Raw genomic sequence first — 20,667 nt, forward strand, 5'->3', positions numbered from 1 at the left:
AAACGCCTCTGCAGCTAAATGCTGCAGGGGCGTTTTTTTGTTTAGGCGAGTGTGCAGTACACTACCAAGGAACGCGCCGTCCGGTAAGCCGGAGGACGGGAACCTGAACAAGAGGGGAACGAGCATGTTCAAGAAGATCAGATCAGATATCCAGGCGGTGTTTGAAAACGATCCGGCGGCCCGAGGTTGGTTTGAGGTGGTATTCACCTACTCAGGGCTGCATGCGATATGGGCACACCGGATCGCTCATTTTTTATACAAGCGAAGATGGTTCTCGGTTGCCAGGTTCATTTCGCAGGTTAGCCGTTTTATGACAGGGATCGAGATACATCCTGGAGCTACGATCGGAAATCGGTTGTTTATTGACCACGGAATGGGCGTCGTTATTGGAGAAACATGTGAGATTGGCGATGATGTTGTTATCTACCAGGGGGTTACTCTTGGCGGAACAGGGAAAGAAAAAGGAAAGAGACATCCGACCATTGGTAATAATGTGGTTATCTCATCCGGAGCAAAGGTGCTGGGTTCATTTAGCGTGGGGGATCAATGCAACATTGGTGCGAACTCCGTTGTGCTTAAGGAGGTCCCTTCCAATAGTACCGTGGTAGGTATACCGGGCAGAATTGTAAAACAGGATGGCCGACGGGTAGATCGCCTCAGTCAGCAATTGCCCGATCCGGTCGTTGACTCCTTGCGCAGTATGCAAAAAGAACTCGAACGATTGCAGGAAGAAGTACGTACACTGCAGAATGCCCGTGAAAATGAGACTGTGCGTGATACGTGATACAATAAATAAAGGCAGTATAGGATGAAAGGATAAGTGACCATGACGCTTCAGATTTATAATACGATGAGTCGTACCAAAGAGGAATTTGTTCCCCAAGAGCTAGGGAAAGTAAAAATGTATGTCTGCGGACCAACGGTATATGACTACATTCATATCGGGAATGCACGTCCGGTTATCTTTTTCGACACGGTTCGTGGATACCTGGAACAGACAGGACATGATGTGAACTATGTGGTGAACTTCACGGATGTGGACGATAAGCTGATTCGCAAAGCAGAACAACTTGGAACAGACGTTCCTCACGTGGCTGAGAAATTTATTGCTGCCTATTATGAAGACCTTGAGGGATTGGGTATTCCCAAGGCGAGCAGTAATCCGAGAGTAACGGAAAACATGCCGCTGATCATTGATTTTATCCGTGAGCTCGTTGAAAAAGGATTTGCGTATGAAAATGGCGGTGACGTCTATTATCGTACAGGCAAATTCAGCGAATATGGCAAACTTTCGAAACAGAACCTGCAGGAGCTGCAGTTCGGAATCCGTGTGGGTGTAGACGAGCGCAAAGAGCATCCCGAAGATTTTGTGCTCTGGAAGGCTGCCAAACCAGGTGAGATCTATTGGTCCAGTCCTTGGGGCGATGGTCGACCAGGCTGGCATATTGAATGCTCCGCCATGGCTCGGGAGTACCTTGGGGATACACTGGACATTCACGGGGGTGGACAGGATTTGCAGTTCCCGCACCATGAGTGCGAATGCGCCCAATCCGAGGTATTAACAGGTAAACCACTTGCGAACTACTGGATGCATAATGGATTCATCCGGATTGATAACGAGAAGATGTCAAAATCACTCGGTAATGGTGTTCTTGTTAAAGACTTGCGGAATCAATATAAACGCGAAGCGATTCGTTATTTCATGTTGTCTACCCACTATCGCAACCCATTGAACTTCACGGATGATACGATGGAGCAGGCACAGAACAGTGTGGACCGGATTGCGAATGCGGTAGGTAACCTGAACCATCGTCTGAATGCAGTAACTGTTGATCAGGATATCACAGCAGAGTTTGCGGCAAGACTCGACCAAATTCGTCAACAATATCACGAGAAGATGCAGGATGATTTCAATACTCCTGATGCAATTACTGCGATGTTTGAGTGGGCAGGGGAAGCCAACCAACTGTTGCAGCAAGAAGTAGTTAATGCGGCAGACATTCGCGCGCTCCTCGAATTGTTCAGTGAATTGAATGCTGTACTGCGCATTTATACTGACGCAGAGCCAGAACTTCTGGATGAGGAAGTAGAACGTCTGATTGAAGAGCGTGTAGAAGCACGCAAGTCCAAAAACTGGGCAAGAGCGGATGAAATTCGCGATGAATTGTCTGCACGTGGCATTCTGCTTGAAGATACGGCGCAGGGCATGAGATGGCGGCGCAAATGAGCGAAGGACATCCAAATACACCAAAACAACAGGAGCAGGTCACAGAGGGAGGATGGTTCCCATATCCTCCTTCCAGACCTGCGAGGTTGATTCCACCTATTGCACTGGCCTATATTGGTGATGCGGTTTATGAGGTAGCTGTTCGTCAATATCTGTTGTCGAAAGCCAACATGCGTCCCAATCATTTGCACCGTAGTGCAACAGGGCTGGTATCAGCGAAGGCACAGAGCCGCATACTTACAACGATTGAGGCTGAACTGACAGAGGAAGAACGGGATATCGTCCGGCAAGGGCGGAATGCCAAGTCGGGTAGTGTACCCAAAAATGCAGATGTGTTGCAGTACAGACATGCCACGGCTTTTGAATGTCTCATTGGTTACCTCTACAGTAGTGGTCATCATGATCGCATGATTGAACTGATCGGGCTTGGCATTGAGCACGCGGAACAACAATCGCCATCGCCGACAAAAAAATAGAAATTTCAACAAAACAACGCATTACAGAGAGGATCGAACAACGATGGAAGAAGAATGGATCGCCGGTAAACACTCCGTGACGGAGGCGCTGCGTTCAGGCCGGACCATTAATAAAATATGGATTGCCGATACAGCACAGAAACATCTGACTCAACCTATTATCTCGGAAGCTAAAAAACTAGGTATTGTCATTCAACATGTGGACAAGCGCAAGCTGGATCAAACGGTACCAGGCATTCAGCATCAGGGGGTAGTTGCACAAGCAGCACCTTACGCTTATGTGGAGGTAGAAGACATTCTTGCCGCAGCAAAAGCGAAGAATGAGCATCCTTTCCTGATTCTGTTGGATGAGATTGAAGATCCTCATAACCTGGGGTCCATTTTGCGGACAGCAGATTGCACGGGTGCGCATGGCGTCATTGTACCCAAACGTCGCTCGGCAGCGGTAACCGTGACCGTATCCAAAACATCAGCAGGCGCTGTGGAGTACGTGCCAGTGGCTCGTGTAAGTAATCTTGGCCAGACCATCGATCGCCTCAAAGAGGAAGGTGTATGGGTTGTAGGGACAGATGTCACGGCTCATGAAGGTGTCTTTGGTAATGGCGTCTTTACTGGCCCTGTGGCATTGGTAATCGGAAATGAGAACAAGGGAATGGGACGACTTATTCGTGAGAAATGCGATGTGCTGATCAAACTACCAATGCAAGGTCAGATTAATTCCCTGAATGCTTCCGTGGCAGCCGGGGTTGTCATGTACGAAGTGCTCCGCTCGCGTCAAGCGCAGGAATAGAAGGTATGGCTGATTCCCGTGATGTACTTCTTGTAGACGGGTACAACATGATTGGCGACTGGCCGGAATTAACCAAACTGGCGGAAAGTGGGCTCGAAGAGGCGCGTAACAGGCTTCTCTTTCGTCTTGCAGACTACCAGGCTTTCTCCGGCCGTCGAGTCATTGTTGTGTTTGACGCCTACCTCGTGCCTGGACTCGGTAAATCCTTTACTCAGAGCAAAGTGCAGATCTATTTTACAAAGGAAAAAGAGACGGCAGACGAATGCATTGAGAGACTCGTTCGGGAACTAAGCATGCGAAGACGTCAAATCTATGTGGCTACGAGCGATATGGTAGAGCAACATGTCATTTTTGGACAGGGAGCGCTACGTGTATCTGCAAGGGAATTGCTGATTGAAGTTGAGCAGAACGAAAAAGAATTAAAAAAACGACTGGAAGAAGATCAGGCAAAGACCACGCGTAACACACTCGGGGGCAAGTTGAGTCCGGATGTATTGAAAGAGTTTGAGCGATGGCGCCGGGAATAACAGCACGTTTTTACAAAATTTAGAATATTGAAACTCTTGACATTTATGTTATTGATGTTCTTTTTTAGGCAGAGCGTGGTTGACGGTGTGAGGTACCATCATATATACTGATCCTATATTTCATAGAGTAGAGTAACGGGGTACCTTGCGTTGCAGCCGGAGGGATTGTCTGTGAGTGTCGACCTCAAAGATATCATGTTATCCAAGTATGATTACCAAAGTGACGAAGACATTGTCGAAGCTTTCCGTGAAGGCGAAAGCGAAGCGTTAGAGTTTCTAATTAACAAATATCGTAACTTTGTACGCGCCAAGGCAAGATCTTATTTTCTGATTGGGGCAGACCGGGAAGATATTATTCAAGAAGGAATGATTGGCCTCTACAAATCCATTCGAGATTTCAAAGGGGACAAGCTGGCTTCGTTCAAGGCTTTTGCCGAACTGTGTATTACAAGACAGATCATCACGGCGATTAAGACAGCAACACGTCAGAAGCATATTCCGCTTAATTCTTATGTATCTCTGGACAAGCCTATTTATGACGAAGAGTCTGATCGTACGTTACTCGATGTGATTTGTGGAACCCAGGTCAGTGATCCGGAAGAACTTATCATCAATCAGGAAGAGTTTGTGGGCCTGGAAGATAAAATGTCCGAGATTCTGAGTGATCTGGAACGTAAAGTATTGATGTTGTATCTGGACGGGAGATCTTATCAAGAGATTGCAGTAGATTTGGACAGACATGTGAAGTCCATTGATAATGCACTTCAGCGCGTCAAGCGCAAACTTGAAAAGTACCTGGAAGTTCGAGATAATTAAACACATGTTGTCGTTGACGGAAAAGGCTCGGTGTTTGAGTCTTTTTTTAGTGTCTCAAGTTTATAAAATCTAAGAATGTTTATACTAGTAATCGCTCGGTCCATGCAGGAGAAGAGAAAAACAGAGATGAGAAACGAATGTACGTTGTACGGAAGTAATACCCAATGAATGAAAGGCTATTCTTTCATTGACATGGTTATACCCTTGTGATAAAGTGTTTTAGGTAGGCCTAAATTTATGGCTTTTTTTCAGGATCAATTTAGAGACTCTGCTTGAATGTGGAAGTCTTCGGGAGGTGTACATCATGCGGGTAATTATTACTTTGGCTTGTACTAACTGCAAACAAAGAAATTACACTACGACAAAAAACAAGCGTAATCACCCCGACCGCATGGAGATGAAGAAATTTTGCAAGTTTTGTAACGAGCAGACTTCTCATCGCGAAACCAGATAGTTTTTGGAGGTGTCGGCGTGAAACGAAGTTTCAAATCTCTGATTTCCTTTTTCTCAGAAAGCTGGGCTGAACTTAAAAAAGTTCGCTGGCCTAATCGTAAAGAGCTGACCAACTACACATTGATCGTACTTGGTACTGTTGTGGTTATGACGCTGTTTTTTTGGGTCATTGACATTGGCATCTCCTTTGTGATCGAAGCGATTATTTAAGAAGGGTTCCGGTGGCTTGATATGGAAAAAAGATGGTACGTCGTTCATACCTATTCAGGGTATGAGAACAAGGTCAAGGCCAATTTGGAAAAACGCGTCGAGTCTATGGGCATGGAAGACAAGATATTCCGCGTTCTTGTTCCTATGGAAGAAGAAGTGGTAAACAAGGACGGTAAGAAAAAAACCGTTATGCGTAAAGTTTACCCCGGTTATGTCTTGGTGGAAATGGTACAGACGGATGACTCTTGGTACGTTGTACGCAACACACCAGGTGTTACAGGATTTGTCGGTTCGACAGGTTCTGGGTCCAAACCAACTGCTTTGTTGCCTGAAGAAGTGGAACAAATTCTGAAGCACATGGGTATGGTTGAACCTAAGCCGAAAATTGAGTTCGATATTAAGGAATCCGTACGTATTAAAGTCGGTCCTTTTGCGAATTTCGTAGGCTCCGTGGAAGAAATTTTGGTAGACAAAAGCAAGTTGAAAGTGCACGTGAACATGTTTGGACGGGAAACACCGCTTGAGTTGGAATACACACAAGTGGAGAAGATATAGTCTCTTCAAGTTTCTTGTGGGAGGGTTGAAAAACCCGTTAACCACTATTTTGCAAGGAGGTGTCAATCATGGCGAAAAAAGTTATTAAAATGGTAAAACTGCAGATTCCAGCAGGTAAAGCAAACCCAGCACCACCAGTAGGTCCAGCTTTGGGTCAAGCAGGTGTCAACATCATGGCATTCTGTAAAGAATTCAATGCTCGTACAGCTGATCAAGCGGGATTGATTATTCCAGTTGAAATTTCTGTATTCGAGGACCGTTCCTTTACTTTCATCACTAAAACTCCACCAGCAGCAGTTCTGTTGAAAGTGGCAGCTAAAGTTGAAAAAGGATCCGGCGAACCGAACAAGAAAAAAGTTGCTACTGTTAAACGTGATGCGGTACGTCAAATCGCAGAAACAAAAATGCCTGACCTGAATGCAGCAGACGTTGAGTCCGCTATGCGTATGGTCGAAGGTACTGCCCGCAGCATGGGTATCACCATCGAAGACTAATTTTCATAAGAAACATGGCTTCGTAAAACCGGTCGATTCGCGACCGGTTGATGTGGGAGGTATATCCGCTAACACCACAAAGGAGGAATAAAACATGGCTAAACACGGTAAAAAATACCTGGAAGCTGCTAAGCTGATTGACAGCGAAGCAACTTACGAGCCTTCAGAAGCTGTAGAGCTTGTGAAAAAGGCAGCTACTGCAAAATTCGATGAAACAATCGAAGCAGCAGTTCGTTTGGGCGTAGACCCTCGTAAGCAAGACCAGGCTGTACGTGGTGTTGTTGTCTTGCCACACGGCACAGGTAAAACACAACGCGTATTGGTATTTGCAAAAGGTGACAAAGCGAAAGAAGCGGAAGCGGCTGGCGCGGACTATGTTGGTGATGCAGACATGATCAACAAAATCCAACAAGGCTGGTTCGAATTCGACGTCTGCGTAGCGACACCAGATATGATGAGTGAAGTAGGTAAATTGGGCCGACTGCTCGGCGGTAAAGGTCTGATGCCTAACCCTAAAGCCGGAACGGTAACTTTCGATGTAACTAAGGCTGTTCAAGAAATTAAAGCCGGTAAAATCGAATATCGTCTGGATCGTGCAGGTCAAATTCATGCACCGATTGGTAAAGCTTCTTTCTCTTCTGAGCAACTTAATGAGAACTTCAAAGCTCTCATGGAAGCTCTGAATCGTGCTAAACCAGCGGCAGCAAAAGGTGTTTATCTGAAGAATGTTAGTCTTTCTTCCACGATGGGCCCTGGCGCACGCGTGAACGCAGCAGCTTTTAGATAATATCTCTTGACAGGCTTGTCCTGTTTTTGATAAGATATAAAAGTTGTGAGTCCGAGTGACTGACCGTTGACATTTGAATATGCTTGCCGTAGACAGTAGGTGCCATTTGGCTTAATTTCCTGCCGAGGTGTGATTATAGAACTTAGAACGATGCAAATCGATGATGAGTATATATCAAGCCTTCGTGATTCTACGGAGGCTTTTCTTAATGGGATAAATTTGATCAGGAGGTGTACAGATTGGCAAACGCAAAAGTGATTCAAGCAAAACAAGAGTCCGTTGATGCAGTAACAGCAAAATTGCGCGAGAGCGTTACAACTGTTGTTGTTGACTATCGCGGATTGAACGTTGCCCAAGTAACTGAGTTGCGTAAGCAACTTCGTGAAGCGGGTATCGAATTCCAAGTGCTGAAAAACTCGTTGCTTCGCCGTGCAGCTGCAGCAGCAGAACTGACAGAACTCGATAGTGTTCTTACAGGTCCTACTGCAATTGCATTCAGCGTAGATGACGTTGTGGCTCCAGCTAAAATTCTGAACGACTTCGCGAAAAAGAACGATGCACTGGAATTGAAAGGTGCAGTAGTAGAAGGTCGCGTAATCGGAGTAGAAGAAGTTAAGGCATTGGCAGAACTGCCATCCCGCGATGGACTTCTCTCCATGCTCCTCAGCGTGCTTCAAGCGCCAGTGCGCAACTTCGCGCTTGCGGTTAAAGCAGTTGCGGAAAAAGAAGAACAAGGCGCGTAAGCAACTTGATCTGAATGCTGCTTAGGCGGCAAATGAATTCAAAAAAAAATAATATTATATATGGAGGTTCACTCATGAGTAAAGAGCAAATCTTGGAAGCAATCAAAGGCATGACTGTACTGGAATTGAATGATCTTGTTAAAGCAATCGAAGAAGAATTCGGCGTAACTGCTGCAGCTCCAGTAGCTGCTGCAGGTGCAGTAGCTTCTGCTGAAGCTGAGCAATCCGAGTTTGACGTAATCTTGACTAACGCTGGTGCTTCCAAAATCAACGTTATCAAAGCAGTTCGCGAAATCACAGGTCTTGGCCTGAAAGAAGCAAAAGAACTGGTTGACAACGCTCCAAAAGCATTGAAAGAAAAAGTTGCTAAAGAAGAAGCAGAAGCGGTTAAAGCTAAGCTTGAAGAAGCTGGCGCTACAATCGAAGTTAAATAATTTAGCTTTTATAAGCTAGATGAACAAAACAACAAACCCCTTGACTTATATCAAGGGGTTTGTTGCTGTAATTGTAAATGGAAAGTGAGTGAGGGCATGTCCAATCATTATTATTCGGACAAACCGCAAGTAGCGCATGATCGCAGAGCAACTGAAGCGGTTCTTCGCGGATTCAGTCTGCGATTCGTGACGGATGCCGGTGTGTTTTCCAAAAACGGAATCGATTATGGCAGCAGAGTATTGATTGATGCGATAGAGTTGCCATCAGGGGCTCATGTTCTCGATGTGGGTTGTGGATACGGGCCAATGGGTCTTACAGCAGCCAAACTTGTACCGGATGGGCATGTCACCATGATCGATATCAACGAGAGAGCCGTTGAACTTTCCAGGGAAAATGCAATAGCGAACGGAATTAACAATGTTACGGTATTACAAAGTAATCTACTGGCTGAAGTAAAAAAGCAAGATTTTGACGTTATCCTAACCAATCCGCCTATACGGGCTGGGAAAGAGACGGTTCATACTATTTTCGAACAGGCACATCGCCATCTGAAGGTAGGCGGTTCGTTGTGGATTGTCATTCAGAAGAAACAAGGGGCTCCGTCAGCGCAAGCAAAATTGGAATCTTTGTTTGGAAGAGTGGAAGAAGTGACGAAGGATAAAGGCTATCGGATTTTCAAAGCGGTGAAATCGGAAGAGGTATCTACTAAAAGCTGAATCCAAGTTTGTAAAGTAAGCAGGGGATCATTTTTTTGCAATAGGACTATTGACTTGAAATTCAGGTCGTGGTATAGTTGTAAAATGTCAGTATTAAGATGCCCTACTTGGCTTTAGCTAACTAAAAATGTCAACCTTTTTTTACGCCGAACGGGCTTATTATGCCTACGTTTGGCGTATAATATGTACATTTTGGGCAAACTGGGGATAAGAATGATTTGGAAAGACATCCGCCGATCAAAGTTGCTCTTTTTTCGAACGACATTTCGAGTAAGGGCTTTTCTTTATTTGTGGATGCATTGCTTTGCTCTGTATGTGTACCATTATAAGGTTACAAACAGAGGTTCGCAACGAAATTTTTAAAGTGAGTAGACATTGAGGGGTGAGTTTAAGTTGGCAGGACATCTTGTTCAATATGGTCGACGCACTCGGCGCAGTTATGCACGAATTAACGAGATACTCGAAGTTCCTAACCTGATTGAAATCCAACAAAAATCCTATGATTGGTTTTTGGAGGAAGGGTTGCGCGAAATGTTCCAGGATATCTCGCCGATCCAGGATTTTACAGGTAACTTGATTTTGGAATTTATCGATTACAGTCTCGGTGAACCGAAGTATACAGTAGACGACGCGAAAGAGCGTGACGTTACGTATGCAGCACCGCTTCGGGTCAAAGTCCGGCTCATTAATAAGGAAACCGGCGAAGTCAAAGAGCAGGAAGTATTCATGGGAGATTTCCCGCTGATGACCAACACGGGCACATTTATTATTAATGGTGCGGAACGGGTTATTGTCAGCCAGTTGGTTCGCTCTCCTAGCGTTTACTTCAGTACCAAAGTAGATAAAAACGCCAAAAAAACGTATACCGCTACAGTTATTCCTAACCGCGGCGCTTGGTTGGAACTGGAGATGGACGCGAAGGATGTTGTTTACGTCCGGATCGACCGTACACGTAAAATACCGGTTACGGTTCTCCTGCGTTCACTTGGTTTTGGCACAGATGCTGAGATTCTGGATCTGCTCGGTAATGACGAATATATCCGCAACACACTGGACAAAGACAACACGGATTCCACGGAGAAAGCACTCATTGAGATCTATGAGCGTCTTCGTCCGGGCGAGCCGCCAACGCTGGATAATGCGAAAAGCTTGCTCGTAGCACGTTTCTTTGATCCAAAACGTTATGACCTGGCTAATGTAGGTCGTTACAAAATGAATAAAAAACTTCACATCAAAAACCGTTTGTTTAACCAACGCTTGGCTGAGTCACTTGTTGACGCTGAGACAGGTGAAATCATTGCTGAAGCAGGTCAAATGGTTGATCGTCGTTTGTTGGATGAAATCATGCCGTATCTGGAGAAGAGCGTTGGATTCCGCACGTATCACGTGGGTAACGGCGTTTTGGATGCCAATGATATCCCTATGCAAACGATTGATGTGTTCTCACCAACTGAAGATGGTAAAGTGGTCAAACTGATTGCCAATGCAAACATTGACAAGTCCGTTAAAAACGTGACACCGGCGGATATTATTTCGTCCATCAGTTATTTCCTTAACCTTCTGCAGGGAATTGGTAGCACGGATGATATCGATCATCTGGGTAACCGTCGTTTGCGTTCGGTGGGTGAACTCCTGCAGAACCAGTTCCGTATCGGTTTGTCCCGTATGGAGCGTGTGGTTCGTGAGAGAATGTCCATTCAAGATGCTAACGTAATTACACCACAGGCTTTGATCAACATACGTCCTGTTATTGCATCGATTAAAGAGTTCTTTGGTAGCTCTCAGTTGTCACAGTTTATGGATCAAACGAACCCACTGGGTGAGTTGACACATAAACGTCGTTTGTCCGCACTCGGACCCGGTGGTTTGACGCGTGAGCGCGCAGGTATGGAAGTGCGTGACGTCCATCCATCACACTATGGCCGTATGTGTCCAATCGAGACGCCAGAGGGACCAAACATCGGTTTGATCAACTCCTTGTCTACGTTCGCCCGTGTGAATGAATATGGCTTCATTGAAGCTCCATATCGTTGGGTTGATCCGAAGACAGGTATTGTAACCGAGCAAATTGATTACCTGACAGCGGACGAAGAGGACAACTATGTTATCGCGCAAGCGAATGCGAAGTTGAACGAAGACGGTACATTTGAAGAAGAAGCGATCATTGTACGTTACAACAAACAGTCGGATAACATCCTTACGATGCCGAGTGAGCGAGTTGACTACATGGACGTATCTCCTAAACAGGTTGTATCCGTCGCTACAGCGCTGATCCCGTTCCTTGAGAACGATGACTCCAACCGTGCACTCATGGGATCTAACATGCAGCGGCAGGCGGTTCCACTCTTGATTCCTAAAGCACCACTTGTAGGAACAGGCATGGAGCACAAAGCTGCAAAAGATTCTGGTGTATGTATTGTCTCCGATTATGACGGAATTATTGAACGTTCTTCTGCGAACGAAATTTGGCTCCGTCGTGTTGAAGAAGTGGACGGTCAGGAAGTTAAAGGCGATATCGTTAAATATAAATTACACAAATTTATGCGTTCGAACCAAGGAACATGCATTAACCAACGTCCGATTGTCAAAAGAGGTGCTGCTGTCAAAGCTGGCGATATCCTCGCTGATGGTCCTTCAACGGAAATGGGTGAATTGGCTCTGGGACGTAACGTTGTTGTTGCCTTCATGACTTGGGAAGGTTACAACTACGAGGATGCGATCTTGCTCAGTGAAAAACTCGTTAAGGAAGATGTATACACATCCATCCATATCGAGGAGTATGAGTCAGAAGCACGTGATACCAAGCTTGGACCTGAAGAGATCACACGTGATATCCCTAACGTTGGGGAAGAAGCGTTGCGTAACTTGGATGAGCGCGGTATTATCCGCATCGGTGCTGAGATTAGCGCTGGCGACATTCTGGTTGGTAAAGTAACACCTAAGGGTGTAACAGAGCTGACAGCAGAAGAACGTCTCTTGCATGCAATCTTTGGTGAGAAAGCACGTGAAGTACGTGATACTTCCTTGCGTGTACCACATGGTACTGACGGTATCGTAGTAGACGTGAAAGTATTTACCCGTGAAAACGGTGATGAACTGCCTCCAGGTGTTAACCAACTCGTTCGTGTATATATCGCTCAAAAACGGAAAATTTCCGAGGGTGATAAAATGGCCGGACGTCACGGTAACAAAGGGGTCGTGGCCCGCATCTTGCCGGAAGAAGATATGCCTTTCCTGCCAGACGGTACACCGGTTCAGATCGTTCTTAACCCACTGGGCGTACCTTCCCGGATGAATATCGGTCAAGTGCTCGAGGTTCACTTGGGTATGGCCGCGATGCAACTGGGTATTCACGTAGCAACTCCTGTATTCGACGGAGCGAAGGAGTATGACGTCTTCGATACGATGGAAGAAGCAGGTATGCAACGTAATGGTAAAACTGTCCTGTATGATGGTCGTACAGGTGAAGAGTTTGAACGTGAAGTTACCGTAGGTGTCATGCACATGATCAAATTGGCACACATGGTTGATGATAAAATCCATGCCCGTTCCACGGGTCCTTACTCACTTGTTACGCAACAGCCATTGGGTGGTAAAGCCCAATTTGGTGGACAGCGTTTCGGGGAGATGGAAGTATGGGCGCTTGAGGCATACGGTGCTGCTTATACACTGCAAGAAATCTTGACTGTTAAATCCGATGACGTTGTTGGTCGGGTTAAAACGTATGAATCCATTGTCAAAGGTGAGAATGTTCCGGAACCAGGTGTTCCTGAATCATTCAAAGTATTGATCAAAGAGCTGCAAAGCTTGGGTATGGACGTTAAGATTTTGAGCGAAGATGAGCAAGAGATTGAAATGAGAGAAATGGACGATGAAGATGACGCTGCGAGCGATAAGCTCAGCCTCAACCTTGAGGGTACAGAGGTCGGAGCGGAATAAACCGCTTCGAGCGCATGATGACCGGCGTTTTTCATCAGGCTCGCGTCTTGCTCCGGCTTCGGCCGGAGTGGGCGTAACCTAGAATACAGGAATTGGTTAAGGAGGGTTGCTCCTTGTTGGACGTCAACAATTTCGAATACATGAAGATCGGGCTTGCTTCCCCAGAGAAAATTCGTTCTTGGTCCCGCGGAGAAGTGAAAAAACCGGAAACGATCAACTATCGTACGTTGAAACCGGAAAAAGAAGGGCTGTTCTGCGAAAAGATTTTTGGCCCTACAAAAGACTGGGAATGTCATTGCGGTAAATACAAACGCGTCCGTTATAAAGGCGTTGTCTGTGATCGTTGTGGCGTTGAAGTAACACGTGCGAAAGTACGCCGCGAACGGATGGGCCATATTGAGCTCGCTGCTCCGGTATCGCATATCTGGTACTTCAAAGGTATTCCGAGCCGTATGGGTCTTGCTCTGGATATGTCTCCAAGATCTCTTGAAGAGATTATTTATTTTGCATCATATGTTGTAACTGATCCAGGAGAAACTCCACTGGAGAAAAAACAGCTGTTGTCCGAGAAAGAATACCGCAGCTACCGTGAAAAATACGGCTATGGTTTCCAGGCTGGCATGGGCGCAGAAGCGGTTAAAAAACTGCTTCAAGACCTTGATATAGACAAAGAGCTCGAGTTCCTGAAAGAAGAGCTCCGGACTGCGCAAGGACAACGTCGTAATCGTGCAATCAAACGTCTGGAAGTTATCGAAGCATTCCGCAACTCCGGCAACAAGCCAGAGTGGATGATCATGGATGTACTTCCTGTTATCCCGCCGGAACTTCGTCCAATGGTACAGTTGGATGGTGGACGTTTTGCAACGTCTGACCTGAATGACTTGTATCGCCGTGTAATCAACCGGAACAACCGTCTGAAACGTCTGCTTGATCTGGGCGCGCCAGATATTATCGTGCAAAATGAAAAACGGATGTTGCAGGAAGCTGTTGACGCATTGATCGATAATGGTCGTCGTGGACGCCCGGTAACGGGTCCTGGTAACCGTCCATTGAAATCTCTCAGCCACATGCTGAAAGGTAAACAAGGACGTTTCCGTCAGAACTTGCTCGGTAAACGGGTTGACTATTCTGGTCGTTCCGTTATCGTTGTCGGACCTTACCTGAAAATGTATCAGTGTGGTCTGCCAAAAGATATGGCACTTGAATTGTTCAAGCCTTTCGTTATGAAAGAGCTTGTTAATAAAGGGCTTGCCCACAACATCAAGAGCGCGAAACGTAAAGTTGAGCGTGTAAGTCCTGAAGTATGGGATGTTCTTGAAGAAGTAATCAAGGAGCATCCGGTTCTGTTGAACCGTGCCCCTACGCTTCACAGACTCGGTATTCAAGCATTTGAACCGATTCTCGTTGAAGGTAAAGCAATTCGTCTTCACCCACTCGTATGTACGGCATACAATGCCGACTTTGACGGTGACCAAATGGCCGTGCACGTTCCGTTGTCCGCTGAAGCTCAAGCGGAAGCACGTATCCTGATGCTTGCATCTGGTAACATTTTGAACCCGAAAGACGGTAAACCGGTTGTTACTCCTTCCCAGGATATGGTGCTTGGTTCTTATTACCTCACTATGGACAACAAGGAAGAAAAGGGCACAGGTATGATCTTGCGTACAGTTAACGAAGCTGTATCGGCATACCAACGTGGTACTGCTGGTCTGCATGCGCGTGTAGCTATTCCGGTTAAGGCGCTTGGTAAAACAAGCTTCACGGAAGAACAGCAAGAAGGAATGTTGCTGACAACTATCGGTAAAATTATCTTTAACGAAATTTTCCCGGCAAGCTTCCCGTATATCAATGATGCGACTCGTGCTAACCTATACCAAGGTACTGCAGATCACTCATTTGTATATGAAAAAGGTGCTGATCTCAGAGAAGCTATTATGAATGCTCCTCTGGCTGGCGGTGTCGGTAAAGAATACCTCGGCTCCATCATTGCACGTTGTTTTGAAATTTATCACACAACGGAAACAGCCGTTATTTTGGATAAAATCAAACAACTTGGATTCACATACTCTACACGTGCCGGTATTACGGTTGCGGTATCTGATGTTATCGTTCCGCCTGAGAAGTTTGAAATTCTTAGACAGTCTGAGGAAAAAGCACAAATCGTTACGAATCAGTACCGTCGTGGTCTGATTACGAATGAAGAGCGCTATGACCGCATCATTGATATCTGGTCAAAATCCAAAGATGACATCACTGAGATTCTGATGAAGTCCATGGATCGTTACAACTCGATCATGATGATGGTAGACTCCAAAGCACGGGGTAACAAATCGCAAATCACCCAATTGGGCGGTATGCGTGGTCTGATGGCCAACCCATCCGGTCGTATTATCGAACTCCCAATCAAATCGAACTTCCGTGAAGGTCTGACAGTACTCGAGTACTTTATCTCCACTCACGGAGCGCGTAAAGGTTTGGCGGATACAGCCCTGCGTACAGCCGATTCAGGTTACCTGACTCGTCGTCTCGTAGACGTAGCCCAAGACGTAATCGTGCGTGATGATGATTGTGGTACAGATAAAGGCTTTACGGTAAGTCGTATCCAGGATGGTAAAGAGGTTATTGAAGATCTCTACGACCGTATTGAAGGCAGATACTGCTTCGAGACAGTTCGTCATCCGGAAACAAAAGAAATCATTGCAGGTCGCAATGAGTTAATTGACTCCGATAAAGCAGAAGCGATCATCAAAGCGGGAATCACCAAATTGCAAATCCGCTCCGTACTCAGCTGCCGTGCAAGTCATGGTGTCTGCAAGAAGTGTTATGGTCGTAACCTTGCGACAGGTAAACACGTGGAGATTGGTGAAGCAGTTGGTATCATTGCAGCACAATCCATTGGTGAGCCAGGAACACAGCTTACAATGCGTACGTTCCACACCGGCGGTGTAGCCGGAGACGATATTACGCAAGGTTTGCCGCGTATCCAAGAGTTGTTTGAAGCTCGTAATCCTAAGGGTCAAGCAACGATCAGTGAGATTGATGGTGTGGTTAAAGAGATTCGCGAAGCGAAAGATCGTCGTGAAATCGAAATTCAAGGTGAAGCGGAGTCCAAAGTATACTCTGTTACCTACGGTTCCCGTGTGCGCGTAAGCGAAGGCATGGAAATTGAAGCGGGTGACGAGTTGACAGACGGTTCCATCGATCCTAAAGAAATGCTGCGCATTAAAGGCGTACGTGGCGTACAAAACTACATTTTGCAGGAAGTACAGCGCGTATACCGTAACCAAGGCGTAGAAATCAATGACAAGCACGTTGAAGTTATGATCCGTCAAATGCTGCGTAAAATCCGCATCGTAGATGCAGGTGATACAACACTGTTGCCAGGATCGTTCGTAGATACGCATGAGTACGAAAGAGCTAACAAAATTGCGATTCTTAGTGATAAAGAGCCAGCGGTTGCTAAACCAATCCTGCTCGGTATTACGAAAGCATCCCTGGAAACAGACTCCTTCCTCTCGGCGGCTTCGTTCCAAGAAACTACACGTGTACTGACAGATGCAGCGATCAAAGGTAAAGTCGATCAGTTGCTAGGTCTGAAGGAAAATGTAATTATCGGTAAATTGATTCCTGCAGGTACAGGTATGCACCGTTACCGCAGCATCAAATTTGCTGAGCCAGAAGATGGTCAATCTTCAGTAGAAGAACTTGAGCCAGTTTCGGTTGATTAAATAGATTCCTCCTCATTTAGAGGAGAATGAAAGTTTTGTACGTCAGGAGGCGGACGCTTGTATAATGCAGGCGGACGAATCCTGATGTGCGTAAACTTTTAAAAAATGTTTTAGGATTAGCATTGACAATGCTTGCGCTAGATGCTAATATATCAAAGGTGCGTGGGCAGCTGATTGTACATGGTTCTATTCGGAGGAATGCACAATGTCTAATGAAAAAGCCTTGCAAGATGCTCATGTCAAAATAGGTACCAAACAGACCATGCGGATGGTGCAGACAGGTATGGCTTCTGAAGTCTATGTCGCAGAAGATAGTGATCCGCAGCTCACTTCCAAAATCATTGCTTTGTGTGAACAACACAATGTGAAGTACACGAAAGTGGATACAATGAAAAATCTCGGCAAAGCTTGCGGGATTGGAGTGGGAGCAGCTATGGCTGCTGTCGTAAAATGATAGTGTAAGGAACGTTTTTGTCCGAGAACTTTTAGGGATTCTCCAAGGCAAAAACTTTTCATTTGTCTTTTTATGAACCGCCTGGGTCTGTGGACTTAGCTAAAAGAGGTTTATAAAGAAACATGAATATTTGAGGAAGGGGGTGGCAATCACATGCCAACTATTAATCAACTGGTTCGTAAAGGACGTCAAGCAAAAGTTGAGAAGTCAAAATCTCCAGCTTTGCAAAAAGGATTCAACGCTTTGAAACGTGAATCTACTAACATCAGTGCCCCACAAAAACGTGGTGTCTGCACTCGTGTAGGTACAATGACTCCACGTAAACCAAACTCTGCACTTCGTAAGTATGCTCGTGTTCGTTTGACGAACCGTCTCGAGGTAACTGCTTATATCCCGGGAATCGGACATAACCTTCAAGAGCACAGTGTGGTATTGATCCGCGGAGGTAAAGTTAAAGACCTTGCAGGAGTTCGTTATCACATCGTTCGTGGAGCTCTCGATACTGCAGGCGTAAACAACCGTATGCAAGCTCGTTCGAAATACGGTGCAAAACGTCCAAAAGCTAAAAAAGCCTAAACCATTATAAGCAGAGAACCTGAAAGCCTTCTGGCTTAGGTCTGGAAGGTACAGGGTCTGCTGAACAAGAAAGAAAGGGGGATATCCATGCCACGCAAAGGTCCAGTTACGAAAAGAGACGTGTTGCCAGATCCGGTATACAACAGCAAGTTGGTTACTCGTTTGATCAATCGCATCATGCTCGACGGAAAACGCGGTGTTGCTCAAAGCATTCTGTATAATGCGTTCAAGTTGATTCAAGAACGTACGGGTAATGACCCGATGGAAGTATTTGAAGCAGCAATCAAGAATATCATGCCAGTCCTGGAAGTTAAAGCTCGCCGTGTCGGCGGTGCCAACTACCAAGTACCAATCGAGGTAAAACCAGAGAGACGTACTGCTCTGGGACTACGTTGGCTCGTGAACTACTCCCGCAACCGCGGTGAGAAAACAATGGAAGAGCGTTTGGCGGCTGAGATCATCGACGCTTCCAACAACACAGGCGCTTCCGTTAAAAAACGTGAAGATACGCACAAAATGGCTGAAGCGAACAAAGCGTTTGCTCACTACCGTTGGTAGGATTCAGTTCACAATAAAAAACTTCAATTTTGAAGGGAGACCCATTTCATGGCTAGAGAGTTCTCCTTGAAAAATACACGTAATATCGGGATCATGGCTCATATTGATGCGGGTAAAACCACGACAACTGAGCGGATCTTGTTCTACACAGGACGTACGCACAAAATCGGTGAAGTACACGAAGGCGCTGCGACAATGGACTGGATGGAACAGGAACAGGAGCGCGGAATTACGATTACTTCCGCTGCAACTACCGCTGCTTGGAAAGGCCACCGCGTTAATATTATTGATACCCCGGGACACGTTGACTTCACTGTTGAAGTTGAACGTTCCCTTCGTGTATTGGACGGAGCAGTTGGTGTATTCAGTGCGAAAGAAGGCGTTGAGCCTCAGTCCGAAACCGTATGGAGACAGGCTGACAAGTACGGCGTACCTCGTATCGCATATGTAAACAAAATGGATATCATCGGTGCTGACTTCCTGAACGTTGTATCTGACATGCGTGATCGCCTTCAAGCGAACGCTGTTGCGATTCAACTTCCAATCGGCGCTGAAAATGATTTCAAAGGTATCATCGATATCGTTGCACAAAGAGCTCATATGTACAAAGATGATCTTGGACAAGATATCGAAGAAACCGACATTCCTGCAGAATTTGCAGATCAAGTTGAAGAACTTCGCAACGAGTTGATTGAACGCGTTGCTGAATTGGACGAAGATTTGACAATGAAATACCTGGAAGGCGAAGAAATCACAATTGATGAGATCAAAGCCGTACTCCGTAAAGGTGTTGTAGATGTTAAGATCTTCCCAGTTATCTGTGGATCCTCATACCGTAACAAAGGTGTTCAACTGATGTTGGATGCTGTTATCGACTACTTGCCAGCTCCAACAGATGTACCATCAATCACTGGTCATCTTGAAGATGGAACTGAAGCAGTTCGTAAGTCCTCTGATGAAGAGCCATTCTCCGCATTGGCATTCAAAATCATGACTGACCCTTACGTTGGTAAATTGACATTCTTCCGCGTATACTCCGGTGTTCTTCAATCCGGATCATATGTATTGAATGCCACTAAAAACAAACGTGAGCGTATCGGTCGTATCCTTCAAATGCACGCGAACAGCCGTCAAGAGATCACTGAAGTTTACTCCGGTGATATTGCAGCTGCCGTAGGTTTGAAAGATACGGGTACAGGTGATACACTATGTGATGAGAAAAATCCGGTTATCCTGGAGTCAATGAACTTCCCTGATCCGGTTATCGAAATCGCCGTTGAACCTAAAACCAAAGCTGACCAAGATAAAATGGGTGTTGCTCTCGGTAAGTTGACTGAAGAGGATCCAACTCTTCGTGCTCATACTGACGAAGAAACAGGTCAAACAATCTTGGCAGGTATGGGTGAGCTTCACCTTGATATCATCATCGACCGTATGCGTCGTGAGTTCAAGGTTGAAACTACTGTGGGTAAACCACAAGTAGCTTACCGTGAAACATTCCGTGCTCCAGCGCGCGTTGAAGGTAAATTCGTACGTCAATCCGGTGGTCGTGGTCAATACGGTCACGTATGGGTTGAATTCGAACCTCTCGAGCCGGGTACAGGCAGCCAGTTCGAAAGTAAGGTTGTCGGTGGTTCCGTTCCAAGAGAATACATTCAACCTGCACTGTCAGGGATTGAAGAGCAAATGAAAAACGGCGTTATTGCAGGCTTCCCGCTTGTTGACGTTAAGGCTACAATCGTAGACGGATCTTACCATGATGTCGATTCCAACGAGATGGCATTTAAAATTGCCGGATCTATGGCGCTTAAAGCGGCTAAAGACAAGTGTAAACCAGTTCTGCTTGAGCCTATCATGAAAGTAGAAGTAACTGTTCCAGAAGAGTACATGGGTGACGTAATGGGTATGTTGAACTCCCGTCGTGGCCGCATCGAAGGTATGGATTCCCGTAGTGGAGCTCAAATCATCCGTGCTAAGGTACCTCTGTCTGAAATGTTTGGTTACTCTACAACTCTTCGTTCCGGTACTCAAGGACGCGGCGTATTCTCCATGGAACTCTCTCACTATGAAGAAGTTCCTAAGAGCATCGCTGAAGAAATCGTTGCCAAAACAAAAGGCACCGAGTAGTTTTCTCACACTGGATGCAAGTGCATAAGAATTTAATTCGGAGCACTTCATTCAGT

20 protein-coding genes and 1 other annotated feature are annotated in these 20,667 nt (G+C 45.9%); all 20 genes read left to right on the forward strand.

Features of this window, described 5'->3' with window-relative positions; all coding sequences use genetic code 11:
* The first annotated feature begins 124 nt into the window (after positions 1-124).
* The gene (gene cysE / locus NSQ38_RS08760) at positions 125-784 is read left to right on the forward strand and encodes a serine O-acetyltransferase (RefSeq protein WP_307415963.1); all 660 of its coding nucleotides are present in this window, start codon (positions 125-127) and stop codon (positions 782-784) included.
* A 42-nt stretch (positions 785-826) separates the two neighbouring features.
* Positions 827-2,227, forward strand: a complete 1,401-nt coding sequence (gene cysS, locus NSQ38_RS08765) for a cysteine--tRNA ligase (protein ID WP_339790463.1) — start codon at positions 827-829, stop codon at positions 2,225-2,227.
* Entirely contained in the window at positions 2,224-2,703 is a 480-nt protein-coding gene (locus NSQ38_RS08770; protein ID WP_339788662.1) for a ribonuclease III domain-containing protein, read from the forward strand. Before cysS ends, NSQ38_RS08770 begins: the two co-directional genes overlap by 4 nt.
* A 43-nt stretch (positions 2,704-2,746) precedes the next feature.
* Positions 2,747-3,493 carry a 23S rRNA (guanosine(2251)-2'-O)-methyltransferase RlmB gene (gene rlmB / locus NSQ38_RS08775; protein ID WP_017692057.1) on the forward strand — a complete coding sequence of 249 codons (747 nt, stop codon included), beginning with the start codon at positions 2,747-2,749 and terminating at the stop codon, positions 3,491-3,493.
* A 5-nt stretch (positions 3,494-3,498) separates the two neighbouring features.
* Positions 3,499-4,020: an NYN domain-containing protein gene (locus tag NSQ38_RS08780; RefSeq protein ID WP_036607162.1), complete on the forward strand. Its 522-nt coding sequence runs from the start codon at positions 3,499-3,501 to the stop codon at positions 4,018-4,020.
* A gap of 171 nt (positions 4,021-4,191) precedes the next feature.
* A complete protein-coding gene (gene sigH, locus NSQ38_RS08785) occupies positions 4,192-4,836 on the forward strand; it encodes an RNA polymerase sporulation sigma factor SigH (RefSeq protein WP_017692059.1) in 645 nt (214 codons plus the stop codon).
* Positions 4,837-5,140: 304 nt separating this feature from the next.
* Entirely contained in the window at positions 5,141-5,290 is a 150-nt protein-coding gene (rpmG, locus tag NSQ38_RS08790) for a 50S ribosomal protein L33 (RefSeq protein ID WP_072735843.1), read from the forward strand.
* A gap of 17 nt (positions 5,291-5,307) precedes the next feature.
* Positions 5,308-5,499, forward strand: coding sequence for a preprotein translocase subunit SecE (gene secE, locus NSQ38_RS08795; RefSeq protein ID WP_017692060.1), 192 nt, complete (start codon positions 5,308-5,310; stop codon positions 5,497-5,499).
* Positions 5,500-5,520: 21 nt separating this feature from the next.
* Positions 5,521-6,054 carry a transcription termination/antitermination protein NusG gene (gene nusG, locus NSQ38_RS08800; protein WP_024633599.1) on the forward strand — a complete coding sequence of 178 codons (534 nt, stop codon included), beginning with the start codon at positions 5,521-5,523 and terminating at the stop codon, positions 6,052-6,054.
* A gap of 68 nt (positions 6,055-6,122) precedes the next feature.
* Positions 6,123-6,548: a 50S ribosomal protein L11 gene (gene rplK / locus NSQ38_RS08805; RefSeq protein WP_017692062.1), complete on the forward strand. Its 426-nt coding sequence runs from the start codon at positions 6,123-6,125 to the stop codon at positions 6,546-6,548.
* 94 nt (positions 6,549-6,642) lie between these two features.
* On the forward strand, positions 6,643-7,335 hold the full coding sequence (rplA, locus tag NSQ38_RS08810; RefSeq protein ID WP_017692063.1) for a 50S ribosomal protein L1: 693 nt from the start codon (positions 6,643-6,645) through the stop codon (positions 7,333-7,335).
* Between the two features lie 68 nt (positions 7,336-7,403).
* Positions 7,404-7,551: a sequence feature (ribosomal protein L10 leader region), on the forward strand.
* Between the two features lie 23 nt (positions 7,552-7,574).
* The gene (rplJ, locus tag NSQ38_RS08815) at positions 7,575-8,078 is read left to right on the forward strand and encodes a 50S ribosomal protein L10 (RefSeq protein ID WP_017692064.1); all 504 of its coding nucleotides are present in this window, start codon (positions 7,575-7,577) and stop codon (positions 8,076-8,078) included.
* Between the two features lie 74 nt (positions 8,079-8,152).
* Positions 8,153-8,512: a 50S ribosomal protein L7/L12 gene (gene rplL, locus NSQ38_RS08820; protein WP_062836176.1), complete on the forward strand. Its 360-nt coding sequence runs from the start codon at positions 8,153-8,155 to the stop codon at positions 8,510-8,512.
* Between the two features lie 96 nt (positions 8,513-8,608).
* On the forward strand, positions 8,609-9,229 hold the full coding sequence (locus tag NSQ38_RS08825) for a class I SAM-dependent methyltransferase (RefSeq protein ID WP_339788666.1): 621 nt from the start codon (positions 8,609-8,611) through the stop codon (positions 9,227-9,229).
* A gap of 393 nt (positions 9,230-9,622) precedes the next feature.
* Complete coding sequence (gene rpoB / locus NSQ38_RS08830; protein WP_091039164.1) at positions 9,623-13,168, forward strand: DNA-directed RNA polymerase subunit beta; 3,546 nt, start codon at positions 9,623-9,625, stop codon at positions 13,166-13,168.
* A gap of 113 nt (positions 13,169-13,281) precedes the next feature.
* Complete coding sequence (rpoC, locus tag NSQ38_RS08835; RefSeq protein ID WP_091039166.1) at positions 13,282-16,896, forward strand: DNA-directed RNA polymerase subunit beta'; 3,615 nt, start codon at positions 13,282-13,284, stop codon at positions 16,894-16,896.
* A gap of 205 nt (positions 16,897-17,101) precedes the next feature.
* A complete protein-coding gene (locus NSQ38_RS08840) occupies positions 17,102-17,350 on the forward strand; it encodes a ribosomal L7Ae/L30e/S12e/Gadd45 family protein (protein WP_047841123.1) in 249 nt (82 codons plus the stop codon).
* Positions 17,351-17,503: 153 nt separating this feature from the next.
* Positions 17,504-17,926 carry a 30S ribosomal protein S12 gene (rpsL, locus tag NSQ38_RS08845; protein ID WP_017692070.1) on the forward strand — a complete coding sequence of 141 codons (423 nt, stop codon included), beginning with the start codon at positions 17,504-17,506 and terminating at the stop codon, positions 17,924-17,926.
* A gap of 87 nt (positions 17,927-18,013) precedes the next feature.
* Positions 18,014-18,484 (forward strand): 30S ribosomal protein S7, encoded by a 471-nt coding sequence (rpsG, locus tag NSQ38_RS08850; RefSeq protein WP_018753997.1) that lies wholly within the window; start codon positions 18,014-18,016, stop codon positions 18,482-18,484.
* Between the two features lie 48 nt (positions 18,485-18,532).
* Complete coding sequence (fusA, locus tag NSQ38_RS08855; RefSeq protein WP_091039168.1) at positions 18,533-20,611, forward strand: elongation factor G; 2,079 nt, start codon at positions 18,533-18,535, stop codon at positions 20,609-20,611.
* The last annotated feature ends 56 nt before the right edge of the window (positions 20,612-20,667 follow it).

The organism is Paenibacillus sp. FSL R7-0313, assembly GCF_037969885.1.
GTDB lineage: Bacteria > Bacillota > Bacilli > Paenibacillales > Paenibacillaceae > Paenibacillus.